General features: G+C 58.6%; 25 protein-coding genes. 5 read left to right on the top strand and 20 right to left on the bottom strand.

Going from position 1 to position 22,291, the window contains the following annotated elements; translation table 11 throughout:
- Positions 1–15 precede the first annotated feature (15 nt).
- Genes HUW52_RS05955 through HUW52_RS05930 form a run of 6 tightly spaced genes read right to left on the bottom strand, consistent with a single transcriptional unit; the run spans position 16 to position 5,623 of the window.
- Entirely contained in the window at positions 16–417 is a 402-nt protein-coding gene (locus HUW52_RS05955; RefSeq protein ID WP_016986215.1) for a type IV pilin protein, read from the bottom strand.
- A 15-nt stretch (positions 418–432) separates the two neighbouring features.
- Positions 433–3,516 (bottom strand): pilus assembly protein, encoded by a 3,084-nt coding sequence (locus tag HUW52_RS05950; RefSeq protein WP_175553175.1) that lies wholly within the window; start codon positions 3,514–3,516, stop codon positions 433–435.
- Positions 3,503–3,982, bottom strand: coding sequence for a PilX N-terminal domain-containing pilus assembly protein (locus HUW52_RS05945; RefSeq protein WP_034153858.1), 480 nt, complete (start codon positions 3,980–3,982; stop codon positions 3,503–3,505). The genes HUW52_RS05950 and HUW52_RS05945 overlap by 14 nt, the downstream gene beginning before the upstream one ends.
- 11 nt (positions 3,983–3,993) lie before the next feature.
- Positions 3,994–4,707: a PilW family protein gene (locus HUW52_RS05940; RefSeq protein WP_016986212.1), complete on the bottom strand. Its 714-nt coding sequence runs from the start codon at positions 4,705–4,707 to the stop codon at positions 3,994–3,996.
- Complete coding sequence (gene pilV, locus HUW52_RS05935; RefSeq protein WP_016986211.1) at positions 4,704–5,153, bottom strand: type IV pilus modification protein PilV; 450 nt, start codon at positions 5,151–5,153, stop codon at positions 4,704–4,706. The genes HUW52_RS05940 and pilV overlap by 4 nt, the downstream gene beginning before the upstream one ends.
- Positions 5,150–5,623: a GspH/FimT family pseudopilin gene (locus HUW52_RS05930; protein WP_016986210.1), complete on the bottom strand. Its 474-nt coding sequence runs from the start codon at positions 5,621–5,623 to the stop codon at positions 5,150–5,152. Before HUW52_RS05930 ends, pilV begins: the two co-directional genes overlap by 4 nt.
- A gap of 130 nt (positions 5,624–5,753) precedes the next feature.
- On the opposite strand from HUW52_RS05930, the gene HUW52_RS05925 reads away from it, so the two are divergent.
- Entirely contained in the window at positions 5,754–6,308 is a 555-nt protein-coding gene (locus tag HUW52_RS05925; protein WP_175553174.1) for a GspH/FimT family protein, read from the top strand.
- Here the strand turns inward: HUW52_RS05925 and ispH are convergent.
- The 6 genes from ispH to murJ all read right to left on the bottom strand — a co-directional run bounded on the left by ispH (position 6,280) and on the right by murJ (position 13,791).
- Positions 6,280–7,224: a 4-hydroxy-3-methylbut-2-enyl diphosphate reductase gene (gene ispH, locus HUW52_RS05920; protein ID WP_095189322.1), complete on the bottom strand. Its 945-nt coding sequence runs from the start codon at positions 7,222–7,224 to the stop codon at positions 6,280–6,282. The two genes, HUW52_RS05925 and ispH, sit on opposite strands and share 29 nt — an antisense overlap.
- Positions 7,225–7,389: 165 nt before the next feature.
- Positions 7,390–7,827, bottom strand: a complete 438-nt coding sequence (gene fkpB, locus HUW52_RS05915) for an FKBP-type peptidyl-prolyl cis-trans isomerase (protein ID WP_175555644.1) — start codon at positions 7,825–7,827, stop codon at positions 7,390–7,392.
- A gap of 7 nt (positions 7,828–7,834) precedes the next feature.
- Positions 7,835–8,347, bottom strand: coding sequence for a signal peptidase II (gene lspA / locus HUW52_RS05910; RefSeq protein WP_007909836.1), 513 nt, complete (start codon positions 8,345–8,347; stop codon positions 7,835–7,837).
- A complete protein-coding gene (ileS, locus tag HUW52_RS05905) occupies positions 8,340–11,171 on the bottom strand; it encodes an isoleucine--tRNA ligase (RefSeq protein ID WP_175553173.1) in 2,832 nt (943 codons plus the stop codon). The genes lspA and ileS overlap by 8 nt, the downstream gene beginning before the upstream one ends.
- A 13-nt stretch (positions 11,172–11,184) precedes the next feature.
- Positions 11,185–12,123 carry a bifunctional riboflavin kinase/FAD synthetase gene (gene ribF, locus HUW52_RS05900; RefSeq protein WP_008078544.1) on the bottom strand — a complete coding sequence of 313 codons (939 nt, stop codon included), beginning with the start codon at positions 12,121–12,123 and terminating at the stop codon, positions 11,185–11,187.
- 129 nt (positions 12,124–12,252) lie between these two features.
- Complete coding sequence (gene murJ / locus HUW52_RS05895; protein ID WP_016986205.1) at positions 12,253–13,791, bottom strand: murein biosynthesis integral membrane protein MurJ; 1,539 nt, start codon at positions 13,789–13,791, stop codon at positions 12,253–12,255.
- Positions 13,792–14,043: 252 nt separating this feature from the next.
- Here murJ and rpsT point away from each other — a divergent pair, with 252 nt between their 5' ends.
- Positions 14,044–14,316 carry a 30S ribosomal protein S20 gene (gene rpsT, locus HUW52_RS05890; protein WP_003228351.1) on the top strand — a complete coding sequence of 91 codons (273 nt, stop codon included), beginning with the start codon at positions 14,044–14,046 and terminating at the stop codon, positions 14,314–14,316.
- Positions 14,317–14,499: 183 nt separating this feature from the next.
- Here rpsT and HUW52_RS05885 read toward each other — a convergent pair whose 3' ends face one another.
- From HUW52_RS05885 to rplU, 5 genes are all read right to left on the bottom strand, one after another.
- The gene (locus HUW52_RS05885) at positions 14,500–14,967 is read right to left on the bottom strand and encodes a CreA family protein (protein ID WP_102900531.1); all 468 of its coding nucleotides are present in this window, start codon (positions 14,965–14,967) and stop codon (positions 14,500–14,502) included.
- 9 nt (positions 14,968–14,976) lie between these two features.
- Positions 14,977–16,095 (bottom strand): glutamate 5-kinase, encoded by a 1,119-nt coding sequence (proB, locus tag HUW52_RS05880; protein ID WP_026000682.1) that lies wholly within the window; start codon positions 16,093–16,095, stop codon positions 14,977–14,979.
- A 220-nt stretch (positions 16,096–16,315) separates the two neighbouring features.
- Entirely contained in the window at positions 16,316–17,539 is a 1,224-nt protein-coding gene (gene cgtA / locus HUW52_RS05875; RefSeq protein ID WP_016986202.1) for an Obg family GTPase CgtA, read from the bottom strand.
- A gap of 193 nt (positions 17,540–17,732) precedes the next feature.
- Positions 17,733–17,990, bottom strand: coding sequence for a 50S ribosomal protein L27 (gene rpmA / locus HUW52_RS05870; RefSeq protein WP_003176049.1), 258 nt, complete (start codon positions 17,988–17,990; stop codon positions 17,733–17,735).
- Between the two features lie 34 nt (positions 17,991–18,024).
- Complete coding sequence (gene rplU / locus HUW52_RS05865) at positions 18,025–18,339, bottom strand: 50S ribosomal protein L21 (RefSeq protein ID WP_003176051.1); 315 nt, start codon at positions 18,337–18,339, stop codon at positions 18,025–18,027.
- A gap of 239 nt (positions 18,340–18,578) precedes the next feature.
- Here rplU and HUW52_RS05860 point away from each other — a divergent pair, with 239 nt between their 5' ends.
- The 3 genes from HUW52_RS05860 to HUW52_RS05850 all read left to right on the top strand — a co-directional run bounded on the left by HUW52_RS05860 (position 18,579) and on the right by HUW52_RS05850 (position 20,478).
- Positions 18,579–19,547, top strand: a complete 969-nt coding sequence (locus HUW52_RS05860) for a polyprenyl synthetase family protein (protein ID WP_007909817.1) — start codon at positions 18,579–18,581, stop codon at positions 19,545–19,547.
- Positions 19,548–19,673: 126 nt separating this feature from the next.
- Positions 19,674–20,015, top strand: a complete 342-nt coding sequence (locus HUW52_RS05855) for a zinc ribbon domain-containing protein YjdM (RefSeq protein WP_016986200.1) — start codon at positions 19,674–19,676, stop codon at positions 20,013–20,015.
- Positions 20,016–20,220: 205 nt separating this feature from the next.
- Positions 20,221–20,478 carry a hypothetical protein gene (locus tag HUW52_RS05850; RefSeq protein WP_007909813.1) on the top strand — a complete coding sequence of 86 codons (258 nt, stop codon included), beginning with the start codon at positions 20,221–20,223 and terminating at the stop codon, positions 20,476–20,478.
- 143 nt (positions 20,479–20,621) lie between these two features.
- Here HUW52_RS05850 and HUW52_RS05845 read toward each other — a convergent pair whose 3' ends face one another.
- The 3 genes from HUW52_RS05845 to HUW52_RS05835 form a co-directional block, all read right to left on the bottom strand.
- Positions 20,622–21,239: an FKBP-type peptidyl-prolyl cis-trans isomerase gene (locus tag HUW52_RS05845; protein ID WP_008078561.1), complete on the bottom strand. Its 618-nt coding sequence runs from the start codon at positions 21,237–21,239 to the stop codon at positions 20,622–20,624.
- Positions 21,240–21,370: 131 nt separating this feature from the next.
- Positions 21,371–21,667: a DUF6482 family protein gene (locus HUW52_RS05840; protein ID WP_175553172.1), complete on the bottom strand. Its 297-nt coding sequence runs from the start codon at positions 21,665–21,667 to the stop codon at positions 21,371–21,373.
- A gap of 135 nt (positions 21,668–21,802) precedes the next feature.
- Positions 21,803–22,291, bottom strand: coding sequence for a TIGR00645 family protein (locus HUW52_RS05835; RefSeq protein ID WP_007909801.1), 489 nt, complete (start codon positions 22,289–22,291; stop codon positions 21,803–21,805).

Raw genomic sequence — 22,291 nt, 5'->3', positions numbered from 1 at the left:
TCGAAAGAAAGCGCCTCAGCGGCCCCAGCAATCCTTGGTGGTCAGCCCGGTGGTCGCGTTGTTCATGCTGCGGATACCGGTGTTGGTCAGGGTGAAATCCCCGCACTTGTCGGTGGCCATGGAGGTACCCGTTTTACGGGTAGCGGTCAGCAGGAAGGTCTGGTCAGCGATGGTCGGGGTGAGGGTGTAGAAATCATTGCCCGTGCTGAGTCCGGTGATACCGGTGTAGACATTGTTCTTGGTGTAGAAACGCTCGAGGCTCTGCGCTTGCTCCGAGAGCAGTGACACCACTTCGGCGCGACGGCCCTTTTTCAGGTACTCGGTATAGCTCGGTGCAGCGATGGTGATAACGATCCCGATGATCGCAATCACGATCATGATTTCGATCAGGGTGAAACCTCGGTTGAATCTGCGCATGCCTCAAACTCTCGCTTACTGTATTTGTCGCCACATGATACGACGACTGCCGCCGCCGCCCTTCTCCACAATGATCGTGATGGTGCCACTGGTGTCGGTCGTCCCCTTGCGCTTGCCGTCGCTGGAGACGAAGTTCAGGGTCGGAATGCCACCGGTGAATATCACTCCGCTGGAGATCGAGTCATTGCTGTCGACCAAACCGTCAGAGCTGGTGTCCAGCACGGCGTAATTGAGCATCTTACCGCTGAACGCATCCAGTTCGACCAGTTTGCCGGTACCAAAACTCGCACAGGGATCAGTGGTATCAACACTCGCCGTGGTAAAGACAATACGGCCCAGCACGATACTCGCCTGATTGATCACCCGCTCGCCGGTCAGCACGTTGTTGTACACCAGCGGAAGATACCAACCCTTCTCCGCCGGATACGTCGTGTCATTCTGCGTTGTGGTCAGAAACTGTCCAGAGCTGCCGGTGAATGATCCGGTGATCGCCTGCGACTGCAAACTGCTGACAGTCAGTTGACCAGAACCTCCATCGGCGTCCCACACGGAATAGAACGCCTGCAAATCCTTGTTGGTCTTGTCGGCCGTTTCGTTGAACTTGCCGGTACCGACGAAGACCTGTTTGCCGCCCAGCGCGTTATCCGCCAGTAACGGCTGCGCGGTGATCGGTTGAGTCGCCCCGCCCGCCGTGGTGAACAGTGGCTTGCCGGAAAACGCCACGCCCCAACTATCAGAGGACGTGGCACTCAGGTCGAACTTCCATAACCGCCCCTTCAAGTCGCCACCGTAAGCGGCCTGCACCACATTCGAAGAGTTGACCTTGAGTTTCACCGACGACAAACCGTTGGTGGTTTCCGTGCTGTCGATAACGATTTTCCTGATCAGCGAACCGTCCAGCGCATCCAGTACATACAGGGCTGCCACGCCTGAATTGCTGCCGTAGCCGTTGGCAATGAATGCCGCCCAGCGACCATTGGCCAAGCGTGCCACTTCCGGACGGGCGTAGGCATAACCCAGATCATTGAATGCGTTCGCAGCACTGGCGGTGGCCGGCGCACTGACTTCCCACAACGCCTTGATCACATTGCCCGCAGACGCATCAAACAGTTGCAACCCGTAGAATGTTTTACCCCCGGCTCCGGTGCCGCCAATGGCCAGGGTTTTCCACGCAGTGCCGGACTGCGCGTCGAATACCCCAACCTGACCGTCCACCAAAAACTTGTGGCTCACACCGTTGACGTAGTTGGTGTCGGCGATCAGGCGCAATGACGGCAGCACACTGGACGGCATGTAGGCGTAACGGCGAGTACCGTTCGCCGAATTGATCACGTTGACGAAACCATCGTTGGCGTTGACCACCAGGCTGGTGTTCATATTCGCAGCCTTGGTGGCCAGATAAGTGCTGTAGCTGGTGTCCCCGGAAAGATCGGAGGCGGTTTTGTCTGATGGCGACGCCAGCACCAGCGGCGAATTGATGATGTCGCCGAGCAGCACACTGCGCACTTTCAGCCCGGTCTTGTTCGTGCCCTTGCTCCACTCCACCAGATCAATGCCGCTGATGCCGGTTGGCAATCCCTGACTAAGCGTGGTCTGCTGGGCCGGGGAAAAGTTGCCGTAAGCCAGGGTTACCGCTGCGTTGCTCAGCGTGTTCCACGACTGAAAGGTCGCGGCGGTGGCGGATGGCACGATGGTGGTGTCGGTCGTCCACTGCGCCGTCGAGGTATTGACCGTCCCGGTCGAGGTGAAGCCGAACGACTTGATCGTGCCGCGCCAGTCCTTGGGGTCATAAGTGGTTTGATAAAAACTGCTGCTAGTGGTTAGCGTAGTTCCACTGGCAACGCCTGCGCCGCCCGAGCCGGCCTTGGAGGTGATGTCACTCAATGCCGACGACAAGGCGGCGTTAAGTCCCGTACTGTCGGTCGCCTGGTAATACTTGCCCAGCCCATAACTGGCGGCATCGGAGAGCATGTCGTTATCGGCGGTGAAGCCCACGGTGTAGGTGTTCATATTCTGCTTGGGAAAATCCACTGCGTTCCAGCTCTTGCCCGCTGCGTCGGTACCGGTCGAGCGCATGTCGATGTCGAAGGCAAACTTGGCGATGTCATCCAGATACAGCGTGTCCCCTTCGTTGTCACCATTGAGATTGTTGCCGTCATTGTTGACGCCGTCCCAGTTCGGCAAACGGCTGCCGCCCAACGGGTCGTTAGTCGGGAAGGTTCGGTCGAACGTGGGTAGACCGTCGGTAATCACCACGCCGTAGTTTTTCTGGCAGCGATACTGAATCGGGCTCGTGTAGGTAGTCGGCGTGCTGTTGTAGTAAGGCGCCATACCGCGCATGTAGCGGGTGATTTCGTAATAGGTTTCCGCCAATGGCGTGTTGGCCACCGCGCTCAAGCCGTTGATCGAGGAGATCAGTGCGTTGTAGTTGGTGTCAGCCTGTGCCTGGGTCACGCTGCCGCTGACCGGTGACAGATCGCTGATCGAACGGGCAATGAATCCGCCATTCCCCGAGTTGTTGCTGGTGGCCGGATTGAATGTCGACAGGCCGATACGCAACGTGCGGTTGCTGCTGACCAATGCCGTGGAGACGTTGCGCGCGACATTGATGCGGTAGTCGTTGGGAATCGTCCCGGTGGTGAAATCGCGCGTGCCGTTGTTAATTGCCAGACTGACCAAGTAGGAAATGTAATCGCCTGAATAGCGCGTGTTGCCGCTGCCCACCGGGTCCGGCAGTTTCAGGCACAACGGCGCCAGGCTGTTGTTGTAGAACGCATAGGCACCGCCGGAGCACCCGGAGGTTGGCAGACTCGACAGAAAGATCGTGTCGCCAGTGATCGTCGTCGAACTCAGACACAAGCCGAGCAATGCGTTGCACTGCCGCGCCGGCGTGCGATCAGCCGTCGGATCGAATCCGGCCGCATAAATAATGCTGTTCATACTCCCGGAGTCGTCGATCAGCAGCATGACGTTGGGTGGCACCGCTGCCGCACTCAACAGCGGCGAATCAGACGGCGTGAACGCATACGCCGGCGCAGCCAGATAAAAGCTCATCAGCATGCCGAACAGCAGCGACCCATAGCGCTCAATACTTCGCATAGACACTCTCCACAACGCTACGCGAAGTGCCGGCGATGCCGACGGCAGTGACTCGATACAACGTCGCCGAGGTATTACTTGGTACATTCACAGCCGTGAGTGTGGTGCCGATATTCTGCACACCATAGAAACCATTACCGGAAGCGATCCATGTCACCCCCGAAGTTGAATTGAGCCCCGCCGCACTGACCACCGATGATTCCGCCGGCGGTGCGCATTGCGTCGTGCCGCTGCACACCGCCAAGGTGTAGGTATCAAGCTGAACCGCACTCTCCCCCACTCGCAACGCCGCCTCGGCGGTCTGGAACGATTGATTGCGCAAACTCACGCTGCCGGCCATTTTTTCCTGCAGGTTGGCGCTTTGCATCGACGACAGACCAATCAACGTCAGCAACAACAGAAACACCAGACTGACCAGCAACGCCATGCCGCGTTGCGCTTGCCGGTCATGAAAAGAAATCCGCATCACCCCGGCCCTCACGGCAAGCGGTTGCGCAAAGCGGCAACCACATTGAAGGTTTGCGTGGCGACCCGGCTGTTGGGGTCGGTGAGAGTCAGACTCAGGCGCACACTGCGAATGCGTGCCGGATCACTGGGATTGGCGCTATACGTCGAGGCCGCCACATCCGTCGCCGAGCTGGCCAGACCAAAAGTGACGTTGAAAGCACTGACGTTGTTCACCAACACCTGCTGAGTCGGTGTGCCGCTGCCGGTGCCCATGAGAATCTGATTGTTGCTGAAGCTGTAGATCAGACGCCGGATCGGAAAGGCGATCTGCCCGCTCGCCGCAGAACGCAACCCGGTATAGGCCGTTGCGCTGTTACGGCAATCGGAAACCACTGTCCAGGTCGGCGTGCCGCCGCCGCTGCCAATATCGGCAGTGACCAGCGTCAGTTTGAGGCTGGCATTGTCCCAACTGATCGGTGTGATCTGCGAGGCGTTGAAATCACCTGCGCTGCTCGAATCGGTGATGCTGCCAAGACAGCCGAACATCCCGACCATGCGAATTTCCTGAATCATTTTGCTCAGCACAAAACGCGCGTCTTCCTGCATCGCCGCGGCGCTGTTCTGGCTGACGTAGGTATTTTTCGCCGCAATGAAAATCTGCACGACCCCCAGCACAATGATCAAGCCCAGTGCGAGAGCAATGAGCAACTCGATCAGGCCGAAACCCCGCTGATGGCGCGTCATGGCGTCGCCACCGGATCAACAGCCGCGCGGCTGGTCAGGACAAAACTGCGTTGAGCATTGGCGGTGTTGGCTGCCCGTGCGTCGCTCCAGTTGATGGTGATGGTGTAGACCCGCTGATTGAGGGTGATGCTGCCAGTCGCGGTCGGTCCACCGAAGTTGATGATGTTGGTGGTGAAGTCGTAGAGATCCTGATCCCGTGCAACGCTCAGATTGCCCGAGGTCGGCGGTGTGACGGTGTAGTCGGCGCCGGAGTTGGCGCGGATGCGGTCCATCATGTCGTAGGCGATGAAACTGGCCTGACTGGTCATCCGTGAGCTGTCGGTATACTTCAGCGCATTCAGTTGCACCGCCGCCGCCCCCAGCAGCCCGACCGTCAGAATCAGCAACGCGACCAGCACCTCGATCAGCGTCATGCCCTCCTCTGCGCTTTTACTCCCTGCCCTCATCCGCAACTTCCACCCAGTTGAATTCGTCCGTTCAAGCACACGTTCAGCGTCCTGCTTTGCGTTCCCAGCGTGTAACTGATGACCACCGCCGTCGACGGTGCCGCCAGACCGCCAAGGTTGTTGAAATCCAGCGCGGTCACTCCTGAGGGTAGCGTCAGAGTCGCGCCGCTGCTCATCGCGGGAACAACCCGCAACACATTGGCCGGATTGCCAGTACTGTCGTAGACCGCCAGTTCACCGGTCCAGACGCTGCCACCAGCGGTCGGACGCAAGCGCAGCGTCGTACCACGGTCGATGGCCTCGAGCCTGGCGAAATTGATCGCCCGTTGCAGGTCGCCCATTTCGGTGTCGGCCTTGCTGCCCTGTATCGAACGGGTAAACGCCGGCACTGCCAGGGTAATCAGGATCACGAAGATCGCGACCGCGACCAACAACTCGATCAGCGTGAAACCTTTTGTACGAAGATCCATCGATGCCCTCCGTTGCCGTCGGCTATACCTGCTTCTACACGCTAGAACATTCAACCGGCCCGCGTCGGTTGATTTGCCCTGCCCGGCGCACGGAGCGCGCCGTTCATCACACTCCACGGAGGGAGTTTTCATGCCGCAACAGGGTTTCAGCCTGATAGAACTGCTTATGGGACTGGCGATTGGCGCAATTGTTCTGCTGTTGGTCAGTCCGGCGTTTGCCGCGCTCACCGAGTCGAACCATCGCCATCAGGCTGCGCAATCGCTGCTCGACGGTATTCGCAATGCTCGAACGTTAGCGATCACGCACAATCAAAGCGTGGTCATCCATGGCATCGACGGCGATTGGAGCCGGGGCTGGCGAATCATTCTGGATATCAGCGGCAAGGGGCCGGAGGACAGCAGCAATCCACTGCTGGTCGAACGCGCGAGCGATCAGCGAATTCCAATTGCCGGTAACTGGTGGGTAAGTCGTTATATAAGGTTTGGCAGCCTGGGTAAGCCGCTGATGCCCGGACGAATGTTTCAGGCAGGAAAACTACATATCTGCTCGGTAAACGAGCCGATCAGCCAGCTCCAGGTGGTGCTGGCGGCGACCGGTCGCGTGCGCCTGGCCAGCGAAAAAGCTGAGCAGGCGCTGTGTCAAAAGAACAAAAACGTCAGATCGAACGTACGCGCAGCTCTTTAGGCATCGAGAACGTGATGTTCTCTTCGCGCCCGGCCAATTCATCGGCACCGGTCGCACCCCAGGCCTGCAATTGCTGAATCACGCCGCGCACCAGCACTTCCGGCGCGGAGGCACCGGCGGTGATGCCGATACGCTCAACGCCATCGAACCAGCTCTTCTGCAGGTCTTCGGCGCCGTCGATAAGGTATGCCGGTGTGGACATGCGTTCGGCAAGCTCACGCAGACGGTTGGAGTTGGAGCTGTTCGGACTGCCGACTACCAGCACGACGTCACACTCGTCAGCCAGTTGCTTGACCGCGTCCTGACGGTTTTGCGTGGCGTAGCAGATGTCGTCCTTGCGCGGGCCACCAATGGCGGGGAAGCGCGTGCGCAGCGCATCGATGACGCGACTGGTGTCGTCCATCGACAGCGTCGTCTGGGTAACGAAAGCCAGTTTTTCCGGGTTGTGCACCTGCAACTCGGCCACGTCTTTTTCGTCTTCGACGAGGTAGATCGCGCCGCCATTGCTGGCGTCGTACTGGCCCATGGTGCCTTCGACTTCCGGGTGACCGGCGTGGCCGATCAGGATGCATTCGCGACCGTCGCGGCTGTACTTGGCCACTTCGATGTGCACCTTGGTCACCAGCGGGCAGGTGGCGTCGAAGACTTTCAGGCCACGGCCAGCGGCTTCGGTACGTACGGCCTGGGAGACGCCGTGCGCACTGAAGATCACGATGACGTCGTCCGGCACCTGATCCAGCTCTTCGACGAAGATCGCTCCGCGACTGCGCAGGTCTTCGACGACGAACTTGTTGTGCACCACTTCATGACGCACGTAGATCGGCGGCCCAAAGACTTCCAGGGCGCGGTTGACGATTTCGATCGCCCGGTCCACGCCGGCGCAGAAGCCACGGGGGTTGGCGAGTTTGATTTGCATGCTGTGCCTCGTGTCTTGCGCGCGAAAACAGTTAAAAACACTGTGGGAGCGACGGTGCGACGATTCGACTTGCTCGCGAAGAGGCCATCACCTGCAACATTACTGTTGGCTGACACACCGCATTCGCGAGCAGGCTCGCTCCCACATTTGACTTCATAGAGTCAGTTAGATCGCTTTGACGTTGATGATCTCGACGTCAAAGGTCAGCGTCTTGCCCGACAGCGGGTGATTGAAGTCGATGGTCACTTGCGTGTCGTCGAACTCTTTCACCACGCCCGGCAACTCAGTATTGGCCGCATCGTTGAAGATCACCAGCAAACCCGGCGACAGCTCCATATCGACGAATTGCGAACGCGGAATGATCTGCACGTTCTGCGGGTTCGGCTGACCGAAAGCGTTTTCCGGCTCGACGGTCAGCGTGCGCTTGTCGCCGGCCTTGAAGCCGAACAGCGCCGCTTCGAAACCCGGCAGCAGATTGCCGTCGCCGACCTTGAAGGTCGCCGGGGCTTTGTCGAACGTACTGTCGACGGTGTCGCCGTTCTCCAGGCGCAATGCAAAGTGCAAAGTGACTTCCGTGTTCTGGCCGATGCGTTGCTCAGCCAATACCTGTTCAGTCATGAACGGCTTCTCCGGTCTTTTTACTTTTGAACATATCCAGTGCCAGCATCACCGCACCAACAGTGATGGCGCTGTCGGCGAAGTTGAACGCCGGGAAGTACCAGCGGTTCTGCCAGTGCACCAGAATGAAATCGATCACATGGCCCAGGGCGATGCGGTCATACAGATTACCCAGCGCGCCGCCCAGCACCAGCGCCAAAGCGACCGCCAGCCAGGTTTCGTTACGACCCAGACGCTTGAGCCAGACCACCAGCACCGCACTGACAACGATCGCGATCAGGGCGAACAGCCAGCGCTGCCAGCCGGAGCTGTCAGCCAGGAAGCTGAAGGCAGCGCCAGTGTTGTAAGCCAGCGTCCAGCTGAAGTAATCGGGAATGATCACGATCTGCTGGAACATTTCGAGCTTGCCTTCGAAGTAGAACTTGCTGGCCTGGTCGATGACCAGCACCAGCAAGCTCAACCACAGCCAGCTCAACCGTCCAAAACGGCCAACGGCATTAGGCATAGTGACGAACCTCGCCAGCGCCGCTGATGTTGTCGACGCAACGACCGCAGATTTCCGGATGTTCCGGGTTCGCGCCAACGTCTTCACGGCAGTGCCAGCAACGGGCGCATTTCGGGAAGGCCGACTTGACGATCTTCAGCTTCAGGCCGCTGACTTCAGTCACTACCGCATCGGCCGGAGCCTGCACAAACGGCGCAACACTGGCGGTCGAGGTGATCAGAACAAAGCGCAGTTCGTTGCTCAGCTTGGCCAGATCGGCGCTCAGAGCGTCTTCGGCGTACAGCGTCACTTCGGCTTGCAGGTTGCCACCGACGGCTTTCGCCGCACGCTGGATTTCCATCTCTTTGTTCACCGCTACTTTCACCGCCATTACGCGTTCCCAGTAGTCGCGGCCCAGTTCAACGTCGGCCGGCAGTTCGGTCAGACCTTCGTACCAGGTGTTGAGCATCACCGACTCGTTACGCTCGCCCGGCAGGTACTCCCACAGTTCGTCGGCGGTGAAAGCGAGGATCGGCGCGATCCAGCGCACCAGCGCTTCGGAGATGTGGAACAGCGCGGTTTGCGCCGAACGACGGGCCTTGCTGTTGGCGCCAGTGGTGTACTGACGATCCTTGATGATGTCGAGGTAGAAACCGCCCAACTCCTGCACGCAGAAGTTGTGGATCTTCGAGTAGACGTTCCAGAAACGGTATTCGCCGTAGTGCTCTTGCAGCTCGCGTTGCAGCAGCAAGGTGCGGTCTACCGCCCAACGATCCAGCGCGAGCATTTCTTCAGCCGGCAGGATGTCGGTGGCCGGGTTGAAACCCGTCAGGTTCGAGAGCAGGAAACGCGCGGTGTTACGGATACGACGATAGGCGTCCGCACTGCGTTGCAGGATCTGGTCGGAAACCGCCATTTCACCGGAGTAGTCGGTCGAAGCGACCCACAGACGCATGATGTCGGCGCCCAGGGTGTCGTTGACTTTCTGCGGCGCGATCACGTTGCCCAGCGATTTGGACATCTTGCGGCCGGCTTCGTCGACGGTGAAACCGTGGGTCAGCAGTTCGCGGTACGGCGCGTGGTTGTCGATGGCGCAACCGGTCAGCAGCGACGAGTGGAACCAGCCACGGTGTTGGTCGGAACCTTCCAGGTACAAGTCGGCACGCGGGCCACTGTCGTGACCCATCGGGTGCGAACCGCGCAGGACGTGCCAGTGCGTGGTGCCCGAATCGAACCAGACATCGAGGGTGTCGCTGATCTTGTCGTACAGCGGCGCTTCGTCGCCGAGCAGCTCGGCAGCGTCCATCTTGAACCAGGCTTCGATGCCTTCGACTTCAACGCGCTTGGCGACTTCTTCCATCAACTCAACGGTGCGTGGGTGCAGTTCGCCGCTTTCCTTGTTGAGGAAGAACGGGATCGGCACGCCCCAGTTGCGCTGACGCGAGATGCACCAGTCCGGACGGTTGGCGATCATCGAGTGCAGACGCGCCTGGCCCCAGGCCGGAACGAACTGGGTGTCTTCGATGGCTTTGAGCGAGCGCACACGCAGGGTGTCGCCGCTGGTTGGCTCTTTGTCCATGCCGATGAACCACTGCGCGGTGGCGCGGTAGATCAGCGGGGTCTTGTGGCGCCAGCAGTGCATGTAGCTGTGTTCGATGACGGTGGTGTGCATCAGCGCACCGACTTCGGTCAGCTTGTCGACGATGGCCGGGTTGGCCTTCCAGATGAACTGGCCGCCGAAGAATTCCAGCGACGGCGCGTACACGCCGTTGCTCTGCACCGGGTTGAGGATGTCGTCGTTGACCATGCCATATTTCTTGCAAGTCACGAAGTCGTCCACGCCGTAGGCCGGAGCGGAGTGAACCACGCCGGTGCCAGCGCCCAGTTCGACGTAGTCAGCCAGGTACACCGGCGACAGACGGTCATAGAACGGGTGACGGAAGTTGATCAGCTCGAGTTCTTTACCAGTGGTGGTGGCGATGACCGAACCTTCCAGGCTGTAGCGCGCCAGGCAGGCTTCGACCAGCTCTTCAGCCAGCACCAGCAGCTTGTCGCCGACATCAACCAGCGCGTAGTTGAATTCCGGATGAACGTTCAGCGCCTGGTTGGCCGGGATGGTCCAAGGGGTGGTGGTCCAGATCACGATCGACGCAGGTTTGCTCAGCGACGGCAGGCCGAACGCAGCAGCCAGTTTGGCTTCGTCAGCGATCGGGAAGGCGACGTCGATGGTCGAGGACTTTTTGGTCTCGTACTCGACTTCCGCTTCAGCCAGGGCCGAACCACAGTCGAAGCACCAGTTCACAGGCTTGAGGCCCTTGAACACGAAACCACCCTTGACGATTTCGGCGAGGGCGCGGATTTCACCGGCCTCGTTTTTGAAGTCCATGGTCTTGTAAGGGTTGGCCCAGTCGCCCAGCACGCCGAGACGGATGAATTCGGACTTCTGCCCTTCGATCTGCTCGGTGGCGTAGGCACGGCACAGTTCGCGGGTCTTGTCCGCGCCCAGATTTTTGCCGTGGGTCACTTCAACCTTGTGCTCGATCGGCAGGCCGTGGCAGTCCCAACCCGGAACGTACGGCGCGTCAAAACCCGACAGGGTCTTCGAGCGGATGATCATGTCCTTGAGAATCTTGTTCAGTGCGTGACCGATGTGGATCGTGCCGTTGGCATACGGAGGACCGTCGTGCAGAACGAACTTCGGACGATCCTTGCCAATCTCGCGCAACTTTCCGTACAGGCCAATACTGTCCCAGCGCTGCAGGATCTGCGGTTCGCGCTGTGGCAGGCCGGCCTTCATTGGGAAGGCGGTGTCCGGAAGGTTAAGCGTGGCTTTATAGTCGGTCATTTAAGGCTCTTCATTAGCGATGGGCGCTAGGTGCGGCTAGTGCACGGGCGGTGGCGACATCCGCATTGATCGCCGTTTTCAATGCCTCCAGGGAGGCGAAGCGCTGCTCTTCACGCAGCTTTTGGTGGAAAACCACCGTCAAACGCCGGTCATACAGATCGCCGGCAAAATCTAGAAGATGGACTTCAAGGTGGGCCTTGCCATCACCTTGCACCGTGGGCCGTACGCCGATATTGGCGACACCGGGCCAGGTCTTGCCGTCGATATCGACATCCACCAGGTACACCCCGGTGAACGGCACGCGACGACGCTTGAGTTGAATGTTGGCAGTCGGCGTACCGAGTTGCCGGGCCAGTTTCTGGCCATGCAGCACGCGACCGGCAATCCGGTACGGGCGGCCGAGCAAACGTTCGGCCAAGGCAAAATCGGCGGCAGCCAACGCGTTGCGCACTTGCGTGCTGCTGACGCGAATCCCGTCCAGCTCGACGGTTTGCGCGGCTTCAACAGTGAAACCATGCATCTGCCCGGCCTGCAGCAGGAAGTCGAAATCGCCGAGGCGGTCGCAACCGAAGCGGAAGTCGTCACCGACCTCCAGATGCTGCACGCCGAGACCATCAACGAGGATGGTGTCGACGAACTCGCTGGCGCTGAGCTTGCTCAAGCGCTGGTTGAACGCCAGGCACAACACCCGGTCAACGCCTTCAGCGGCCAGCAGTTGCAGCTTGTCGCGCAACCGTGCCAGACGCGCCGGCGCGGTCTCCGGGGCAAAGAATTCCCGTGGCTGCGGCTCGAAAATCACCACGCAGCTAGGTACGCCCAACTCGAGCGCACGCTCACGCAGTCGGGCCAGGATAGCCTGGTGACCACGGTGAACACCGTCAAAGTTGCCAATAGTGGCGACGCAGCCCCGATGCTGGGGGCGCAAGTTGTGGAGGCCTCGAACCAGCTGCATAACGCGCTTCTTGCTCATAAAGTGGTCGATTATAACCACACCCGACGGCCGACGACAGGCAACACCGTAACGCAAAGTGAACGAGCCGACAAAACTGCCGGCCCGCGCCTGTTTATAAAGGGTGAAACCTTAGCTCAAGGCCTTGCGATTGAAGTCACGCAGGCGGAAACCGAGCAGCAGCAACATGCCGAAATAAGCGACCACGCCCGCCGCAACCAATGCGCCCAGACGCAGGAAGCGCTCAAGCATGTGCCCCTGATCCCATGGCGGCATGAAATGCATGCCGATCAGCAGCACCACGGACATCACCGCCACTGCCACCACCAGTTTGAAGCCGAACTTGGCCCAACCCGGCTGCGGCTGATACATCTGCTGCTTGCGCAGTTGATAGAACAGCAATCCGGCGTTCAGGCAGGCACCGGCACTGATTGCCAAGGCCAGACCGGCGTGAGCCAGCGGACCAATCAGAACGAGGTTGAACAGTTGAGTAACGACCAGTGTGAAGATTGCGATTTTTACTGGAGTCCGGATGTTCTGTTGCGCATAAAAGCCCGGCGCAAGCACTTTGATCACAATAATCCCAAGCAGGCCGACAGAGTAGGCAATCAGCGCACGCTGGGTCATTTCGGCGTCAAAGCCGCTGAATTGACCGTACTGAAACAGCGAAACAGTCAGCGGCTCGGCGAGAATCCCCAGCGCCAGCGAGCACGGCAGCACCAATACAAAGCACAAACGCAGACCCCAATCAAGAATCCGCGAATACTCATGGCGATCCTTGCTTGCATAGGTTTTCGCCAATGTCGGCAGCAGGATTGTGCCCAGCGCCACACCCAGTACGCCGGATGGCAACTCCATCAGGCGGTCGGCGTAATACATCCACGACACCGAGCCTGCCACCAGAAACGAGGCGAAGATGGTGTTGATGATCAGCGAAATCTGGCTGACCGAGACGCCGAGAATCGCCGGCAGCATCTGCTTCATCACGCGCCAGACGCCGGTATCGCGCAGATTCAGGCGCGGCAGCACCAGCATGCCGATCTTTTTCAGGTGCGGCAGTTGATAGAGCAACTGCGCCAGACCACCTACCAGCACCGCCCAGCCCAGCGCCATCACCGGCGGGTCAAAGTACGGCGTGAGAAACAGCGAAAACACGATCATGCTGACGTTGAGCAACGTCGGCACAAAGGCCGGCACCGAGAAACGGTTCCAGGTATTGAGAATCGCACCGGCCAGCGAGGACAGCGAGATCAGCAATATATAGGGGAAGGTCACCCGCAACAGATCCGAGGTGAGCTGGAATTTTTCCGGTGTATCAGTGAAGCCGGGCGCAGTAGCCCAGATCACCCAGGGCGCAGCGATCATGCCCAGCGCCGTCACTACCGCCAATACCAGTGTCAGCAAACCCGACACATAGGCAATAAAGGTTCGGGTCGCCTCTTCACCCTGCTGGCTTTTGTATTCAGCGAGAATCGGCACGAATGCCTGAGAGAACGCGCCTTCAGCGAAGATACGCCGCAGCAGATTGGGCAGTTTGAAGGCAATAAAGAAGGCGTCCGTCGCCATCCCGGCGCCGAAAGTACGAGCAATCAGCGTGTCACGAACAAAGCCCAGAATCCGGGAAAGCATCGTGATAGAGCTGACGGCGGCCAACGATTTGAGCAGATTCATTGAGGGAATTTGTGCCTGTCGATAAACAGCAGGCGAACAAAGCGCCTACTTGTGCGATACTCCGCGCCGCAGCAGCACAGAGCCAAAGCTCGCGAGTTTACAGGTCAAGCGCCGGAAATAAATATCCCGCCTCTTTATACCTACCACTTAGCGGAACGTTTCAAGTGCCCTTGACAAGACTTCAACTCATCGGCATGATTCGCGGCCTATTTTGTTTGCTATTTCCTAAAAAGTCTTTCGAGGAGCTCGACGGTGGCCAACTCACCTTCCGCCAAAAAACGTGCAAAACAGGCTGAGAAGCGTCGCAGCCACAACGCCAGCCTGCGTTCCATGGTTCGCACCTACATCAAGAATGTAGTTAAAGCCATCGACGCAAAAGACGCTGAAAAAGCTCAAGCTGCATACGTTCTGGCTGTGCCAGTTATCGACCGTATGGCCGATAAAGGCATCATCCACAAGAACAAGGCTGCTCGCCATAAGAGCCGCCTGAATGGCCACGTCAAAGCGCTGAAAGAAGCTGCTTAATCCGACGTAGTCATTAAAAAACCGACCTTAGGGTCGGTTTTTTTATGCATGAAATTTGGTGAATCCAGCGCAAAAAAATGTAGGAGTGAGCCTGCTCGCGATGGAGTTGTATCAGTCGATGCATATATTGACTGATACAACTCCATCGCGAGCAGGCTCACTCCTACAGTTGGATTTGCGGCGTTACTGCTGGACGGGCACCCATGGCAGGATCGGGATGGCGGTCACGGCATTCTGTGGACTGCCCTCGATCAAGCGATCGCTATAGACCAGATACACCAGCGTATTGCGCTTCTTGTCGAGGAAACGCACCACCTGCATGGTCTTGAACACCAGCGACGTGCGCTCCTTGAACACCTCATCGCCATCTTTCAGATCACCCTTGAACTTGATCGGGCCGACCTGACGACAAGCGATCGATGCCTCTGCGCGATCCTCAGCCAGGCCCAAACCGCCCTTCACACCGCCAGTTTTGGCGCGCGACAAGTAGCAGGTCACACCCTCGACTTTCGGATCATCAAAAGCCTCAACGACAATACGGTCGTTCGGGCCGACAAACTTGAACACCGTCGACACCTGACCGATTTCTTCGGCCGAGGCAAGCAATGGCAGCGCCATCAGCAAGCCCAACAATCCTTTCGCTAAACGCATCGAATTCTCCTAAACCAGAATCAGGTTGTCACGGTGAACCAGCTCAGGCTCAGCCATGTAACCGAGCAAACCGACAATCGCATCCGACGACTGACCGATGATTTTTTGCGCTTCCAGCGCACTGTAGTTGGCCAGGCCACGAGCAATCTCACGACCGTCAGGCGCCACACAGACCACCATTTCGCCGCGACGGAAACTGCCCTGCACCAGCTTCACACCCACCGGCAGCAGACTTTTGTTGCCTTTGGACAGCGCTGACACTGCACCTTCATCCAGCACCAGCGTGCCGCGCGTTTGCAGATGCCCGGCCAGCCACTGCTTGCGCGCCGCCAGCATGCCGCGCTCGGGTGACAGCAAGGTGCCGATGCGCTCACCCGCTTTCAGGCGGTCAAGTACACGCTCAAGACGCCCACCAACGATGATGGTGTGCGCACCGGAACGCGCGGCCAGACGCGCTGCGCGCAACTTGGTCTGCATGCCACCACGACCCAACGCACCGCCGGTACCGCCAGCGACCGCATCCAGACTCGGGTCATCGGCGCGCGCTTCGTAAATCAGTTGCGCATCCGGATTGTTGCGCGGATCAGCGTCGAACATGCCGTCGCGATCGGTAAGGATCACTAGCAGATCCGCCTCGACCAGGTTGGCCACCAGCGCCGCCAGCGTATCGTTGTCGCCGAAACGGATTTCGTCGGTGACCACGGTGTCGTTTTCGTTGATGACCGGGATGACTTTCAGCTCGACCAATGCACGCAGAGTACTGCGAGCATTGAGGTAGCGTTTGCGATCGGACAGATCGTCGTGAGTCAGGAGAATCTGTGCAGTGTGCCGGCCATGCTCGGCGAAGCTCGATTCCCACGCCTGCACCAAGCCCATCTGACCAATTGCAGCAGCCGCCTGGAGCTCGTGCATCGCACTGGGTCGTGCGGTCCAGCCCAAACGGCTCATGCCAGCCGCCACCGCTCCGGAGGACACCAGCACCAATTCGACGCCAGCCTCATGCAGAGCCACCATCTGCTCGACCCAGACACTCATTGCCGCGCGATCCAGCCCTTTGCCATCCGCTGTCAGCAAAGCGCTGCCGATCTTCACGACCCAACGCTGCGCACCTGTCACCTTGCTCCGCATCATCTTCAACCTTAGCTTGAGGGCAGCGCGACCCAGCGCCGCCCATGACGTTATTTGTGACTTGCGATTTCCAGATACCAAAACGCCGCTCGATTGAGCGGCGCCTTAGAAAAACGGCTTGCAGCGATGATAACACCGCCCCGAGATGAAGACTCAGCACACACCAGCGATCTTCTGAAGGTCAAAAGATCGCAGCCTGCGGCAGCTCCTACCCAACGAATCAGTCACGCACGTAAATGATTTCCGGACCGTCTTCGTCATCCACATCTTCTTCGTCCCAATCATCGTCGCCGATATCATGGACCGACTTCACGCCGCTGCGACGCAGGGCACGCTTGTCATCCAGCGCCTGCAGTTGCGCGCGCGCTTCGTCTTCGATGCGCTGATCGAGATCGGCCAACTCCTCCTTGTAAGCCGGGTCATTGGCCAGACGATCAGCACGGTCTTCCATGTAACGCATGATGTCGTGGCACAGACGCTCGGTACCGATCTTGGCGATCGCCGAGATCACGTAAACCGGACCGGTCCACTCGAGGCGATCAACGATTTCCTTGACGCGCTCATCGTGCTCTTCTTCAAGGATCTGGTCGCACTTGTTCAGCACCAGCCAACGATCACGCTCAGCCAGGGACGGGCTGAACTTGATCAGCTCGTTGACGATCACCTCAGCCGCATCCGGTGCGCTGCTGTCATCCAGCGGCGCCATGTCGACGAGGTGCAGCAGCAGACGGGTACGCGCCAAGTGCTTGAGGAAGCGAATACCCAGGCCAGCGCCATCGGAAGCGCCTTCGATCAGACCCGGAATGTCGGCAATGACGAAGCTCTTCCAGCGATCGACGCTGACCACACCGAGGTTCGGCACCAGCGTGGTGAACGGGTAGTCGGCGACTTTCGGCTTGGCGGCCGAAACGGAACGGATGAAGGTACTTTTACCGGCATTCGGCAAACCCAGCAGGCCGACGTCAGCCAGTACTTTCATTTCCAGCTTCAGATCACGCTGCTCACCCGGCTTGCCCGGCGTGGTTTGACGCGGCGCCCGGTTGGTACTGGATTTGAAACGGGTGTTACCCAGGCCGTGCCAGCCGCCCTGCACTACCATCAGTTTCTGGCCAGCCTTGGTCAGGTCGCCGATCACTTCCTGGGTAGCGGAGTCGATCACCGTGGTGCCAACCGGCACGCGCAGGATCAAGTCTTCGCCCTTCTTGCCGGTGCAGTCGGTACTGCCGCCGTTGGAGCCACGCTCGGCATCGAAGTGCCGGGTGTAACGGTAGTCGACCAGGGTGTTGAGGTTTTCGTCAGCCATCATGTAGATGGAACCGCCGTCACCGCCATCACCGCCGTTCGGGCCACCATTTTCGATGAATTTTTCCCGACGGAAACTCATGGCGCCATTGCCGCCGTCACCAGCCTTTACGCGAATCGATACTTCATCAACAAACTTCATAACCAACGCCTCTCGCCATACGGACGAGCCGAAAAACAATCAAGACATAAGACTCTTGCAAAAATGAGCGCAGCGACCCCAAAACACGACCTGCATCGCACGCCGACAGCCCATACAAACAGTTTTGCAAGAGACTCACCCCACAAACGAAAAAGCCCCGTCGCGAGACAGGGCTTTTCCAGCGATCGCGCAATTAAGCGGCGACAACGCTCACGTAACGGCGGTTGAACGCGCCCTTTACTTCAAACTTGATCACGCCTTCGATTTTCGCGAAGAGGGTGTGATCCTTACCCATGCCAACGCCGTAGCCAGCGTGGAATTGGGTGCCGCGCTGACGCACGATGATGTTGCCCGGAATGATTTTCTGGCCGCCATACATCTTAACGCCAAGGCGTTTGGCTTCTGAGTCGCGACCGTTACGGGTACTACCACCAGCTTTTTTGTGTGCCATGAGTCAATTCTCCTAGTGAGGAATTAGGCTGAAATTAAGCCTGAATACCGGTGATTTTGATCTCGGTGTACCACTGGCGGTGGCCCATACGCTTCATGTGGTGCTTACGGCGACGGAACTTGATGATGCGGACTTTATCGTGACGACCTTGGGAGATCACTTCAGCCACAACGGTAGCGCCAGCAACAACTGGAGCGCCGATATTCACGTCGTCGCCATTGGCAACCAACAGAACGCGATCAAAGGTAACGGATTCGCCGGTAGCGATTTCCAGTTTTTCGATCTTCAGGTATTCACCCGGGGCGACTTTGTACTGCTTGCCGCCAGTAACGATTACTGCATAAGACATGGTATTTCTCCGATAATCCTGCTCACCCAGCTCTTTATAAGAAGAGGTATTGGCTGGCATGGCTGCATTAGGCTGGAAGGCCCGTTGCAATTGCGTAAGGCAGGTGCTGCCCAGGAAGTTCAGGGTGCGCGATTGTACGCAAGGTGCCGCAGGCTTGCAAGTAGCCGTCTATCGCGCCTTGACAGGTCTGGATGGGGGTCCTAGCATGCCGCGCAACCCTTCTGGAGCGACTCTCGCTGATGCAACCCCAAGCTTTCTACCGCGCGGTGGCGGACGATTTTAGCGCCGTCGACGGCATCATCAAGAAGCAGCTGACTTCCCGAGTACCGCTGGTATCGAAAATCGGCGATTACATCACCTCGGCCGGCGGCAAACGTCTGCGTCCTTTATTAGTGTTGCTGTGTGGCAAGGCCCTGGGTCGCGAAGGCGACGACATGCGCCTTTTGGCCGCCACCATCGAATTCCTGCACACCGCCACTCTGCTGCATGACGACGTGGTCGACATGTCCGGCATGCGCCGTGGCCGTTCGACCGCCAACGCCATGTGGGGCAACGCCCCGAGCGTGCTGGTCGGCGATTTCCTGTACTCGCGCTCGTTCGAAATGATGGTCGAACTGGGCTCGATGCCGGTGATGAAGATCCTCTCCCAGGCCACGCGCATCATCGCTGAAGGCGAAGTACTGCAACTGTCCAAGGTACGCGACGCCAGCACCACCGAAGAAACCTACATGGAAGTCATCCGCGGCAAGACCGCGATGCTCTTCGAAGCCTCGACCCACAGTGCCGCCGCACTGGCCGGCGCTACCGCCGAACAGAGCGAAGCCCTGCGTACTTTCGGTGATCACCTGGGTGTCGCGTTCCAGCTGGTCGACGACCTGCTCGACTACAAGGGTGACGCGGAAACCCTGGGCAAGAACGTCGGTGACGATCTGGCCGAAGGCAAGCCGACTCTGCCGCTGATCTACACCATGCGCGAAGGCACGCCGGAACAGGCTGCACTGGTGCGTCAGGCGATCCAGAAAGGCGGGATCGAAGATCTGGAAAGCATCCGCATTGCCGTGGAAGCATCCGGTTCGCTGGAGTACACCGCGCAACTGGCCCGTGATTACGTGGCCCGTGCGATCAAGTGCCTTGAGGCGCTGCCAGCCAGCGAATACCGTGATGCACTGGTTGAATTGAGTGAGTTTGCGGTCGCCCGTACGCACTGATTCTGCCAGCCTCAGCAAAAGCCGCAGCCTTCCTTCGAAGCCTGCGGCTTTTTGTTGCCTGCCCTCTTGCGATTAAAACCCTATACAATGTGCGACTTTTAGCGATCCACATCCCAAGGAGCCTTAGTGAGCACGTTGCCACCCTGCCCGAAATGCAATTCCGAATACACCTACGAAGACGGCACCCAACTGGTGTGCCCGGAGTGCGCCCACGAGTGGTCCGCCAGTGGCGAAGCCGAAGTGGCGTCCGATGATGCCGTGAAGAAAGATTCGGTCGGCAACGTCCTGCAGGACGGCGACACCATCACCGTGATCAAGGACTTGAAGGTCAAGGGCACCTCGCTGGTGGTCAAGGTCGGCACCAAGGTCAAGAACATCCGCCTGTGCGATGGCGACCACGACATCGACTGCAAGATCGACGGCATCGGCCCGATGAAACTCAAATCCGAGTTCGTCAGAAAGGTCTGAATCGCTTGTCATCCATCCCGCGCCAGCCGTGGGATGGAGCTTCGCCCTCCCCGCTCCGCCCCAGCAAAACCAAGCAATAGCCAAACGCCAGCCGTTTTGACCTTACGCAATCTTTACCCGGAAAATTTCAGAATCCGCCAATAGACGCTTGCTATTTGATGAATAAGAATTATTCTCATTGAAACCCTTCAAGGAGATGAGAACCATGACTTATTTGATCGACGCGTGGCTGGACCGCCCACACCCTTACCTCAGAATCCTCCATCGGGAAACCGGTGAAGTCTGTGCGGTGCTTGAAGAAGAAGCTCTGCATGAACTGCAGGATCAAGGGGATCTGGACGTCAGCAGCCTCAATTCCAGCGAGCCGCTGGTGCTCAAGGAGCTGGTGCGCAATCTGTTCCTGTTCTGCTATGCCCGGGCCTTGCGCCCGACCAGTGAACTGCAGCACAAGATAGAACTATGAAAATGCAACATGTCGGAGCAAGCCCTGTGGGAGCGAGCTTGCTCGCGAAGAGGCCATAACATTCAACATCATCGTTGAATAACATACCGCTTTCGCGAGCAAGCTCGCTCCCACATGACCGAGCCCGCTCCAACAATCAGGTCTTACAGAACGTCCAGCAGCTCGACGTCGAATACCAGAACGCTGTGCGGCGGGATGCTGCCAACGCCTTGAGCGCCGTAAGCCAGTTCGCTCGGCACGTACAGACGCCATTTGCTGCCGGCATTCATCAGTTGCAGGGCTTCGGTCCAGCCAGCGATCACGCCGCCAACCGGGAATTCTGCAGGCTGGCCACGCTCGTAGGAGCTGTCGAACACAGTGCCGTCGATCAGTGTGCCGTGGTAGTGAGTACGCACTTGATCTTCACGGGTCGGCTTGGCGCCTTCGCCCTGAGTCAGCACTTCGAATTGCAGGCCGGAAGCCAGGGTGGTGATGCCGTCACGCTTGGCGTTTTCAGCCAGGAAGGCCAGGCCTTCGCCAGCAGCGGCTTCAGCTTTGGCAGCCGCTTCGGCTTGCATGATTTCGCGGATAACCTTGAAGCTGGCGGACATTTCTTCCTGGCCAACACGGCTTTCCTTACCGGCGAACGCGTCGGTCAGGCCAGCCAGGATCGCGTCCAGGCTAACGCCCGGTGGCGGGTTGTCGCGCAGCTGGTCACCCAGCTGACGGCCGATGCCATAGCTGACGCGGGTTTCGTCGGTGGACAGATTTACTTCGGACATGACACTGCTCCGCTGTGCGGACGGCCACAGGACATGCCGTGCGTGCACAGCGCGTCCCGGCGCGCCCGGAACCAAAAGGGCGAGCAGACTAGCACAGATGTTCCAGCGATGGCGCGCAACGCCTACAGGGCTTAACGCCAGGCGAGCGGCACCTTCAGGCTTTCCTCGCCACTGGCACCCAGGCCACACATTTCGTCATGTACCGAGGTGTGGACAAGGTTGAAGGGCAACACCGGAAAGTTATGCAGCAAATCCCGCGCATGCTCCACCGAGCGCAATGTCAGCATCCCACCCTTGAGATCACTTAACGGATACGCCGCCCCATGCATCCGTGCTTCGAGCAGATAAATCCCGCCCTCCATGGAGATCAGATTCAGCTCATCAACCTTCTTGGCGATGGCAAACGCATTCAACTCTTGCAGGTTCATGAACGCACCTCACACAGTGGCGAATCAGGACCTCTACAGGGATATGCCCGCGCGCATCAAAGCACAAGCCACAAACGACACCGCCCGTCTGTTTCGCAACAGACGGGCGGTGCTTTTGCAGCGATCAAAGGTTGATCAGTGCTTGGTAACCTTGTCCAGGTAACCCATGGCGAACGCCGAGACGACGAAGGTCATGTGAATGATCACGTACCACATCAAGTGCTCGGGATCGACGTTCTTGGCATCCATGAAGATGCGCAGCAGGTGGATCGAGGAGATCGCCACGATCGAAGCCGCGACTTTCATCTTCAGCGACGAGGAGTCCATGGTGCCGAGCCAGCTGAGCTTTTCCTTGCCTTCATCGATGTTCAGTTCAGAGACGAAGTTCTCGTAGCCGGAAATCATCACCATCACCAGCAGGCCGCCGACCAGCGCCATATCGATCAGCGACAGCAGCACCAGAATCAGTTCCGACTCGGCCATCGAGAACACGTTGGGCAGGATGTGAAAAACTTCCTGGAAAAATTTCAGTGCCAGCGCCAGCAGCCCGAGGGACAGCCCGATATAGATCGGCGCCAGCAGCCAGCGCGAGGCGTACATTGCATTTTCGATAAAGCGTTCCAT

It is taken from the genome of Pseudomonas sp. 43A (genome assembly GCF_013363935.1).
Taxonomy (GTDB): domain Bacteria; phylum Pseudomonadota; class Gammaproteobacteria; order Pseudomonadales; family Pseudomonadaceae; genus Aquipseudomonas; species Aquipseudomonas crudilactis.
Note: the sequence above shows the minus strand (reverse complement) of the source record. Positions and strands in the feature narration are given on the sequence as shown.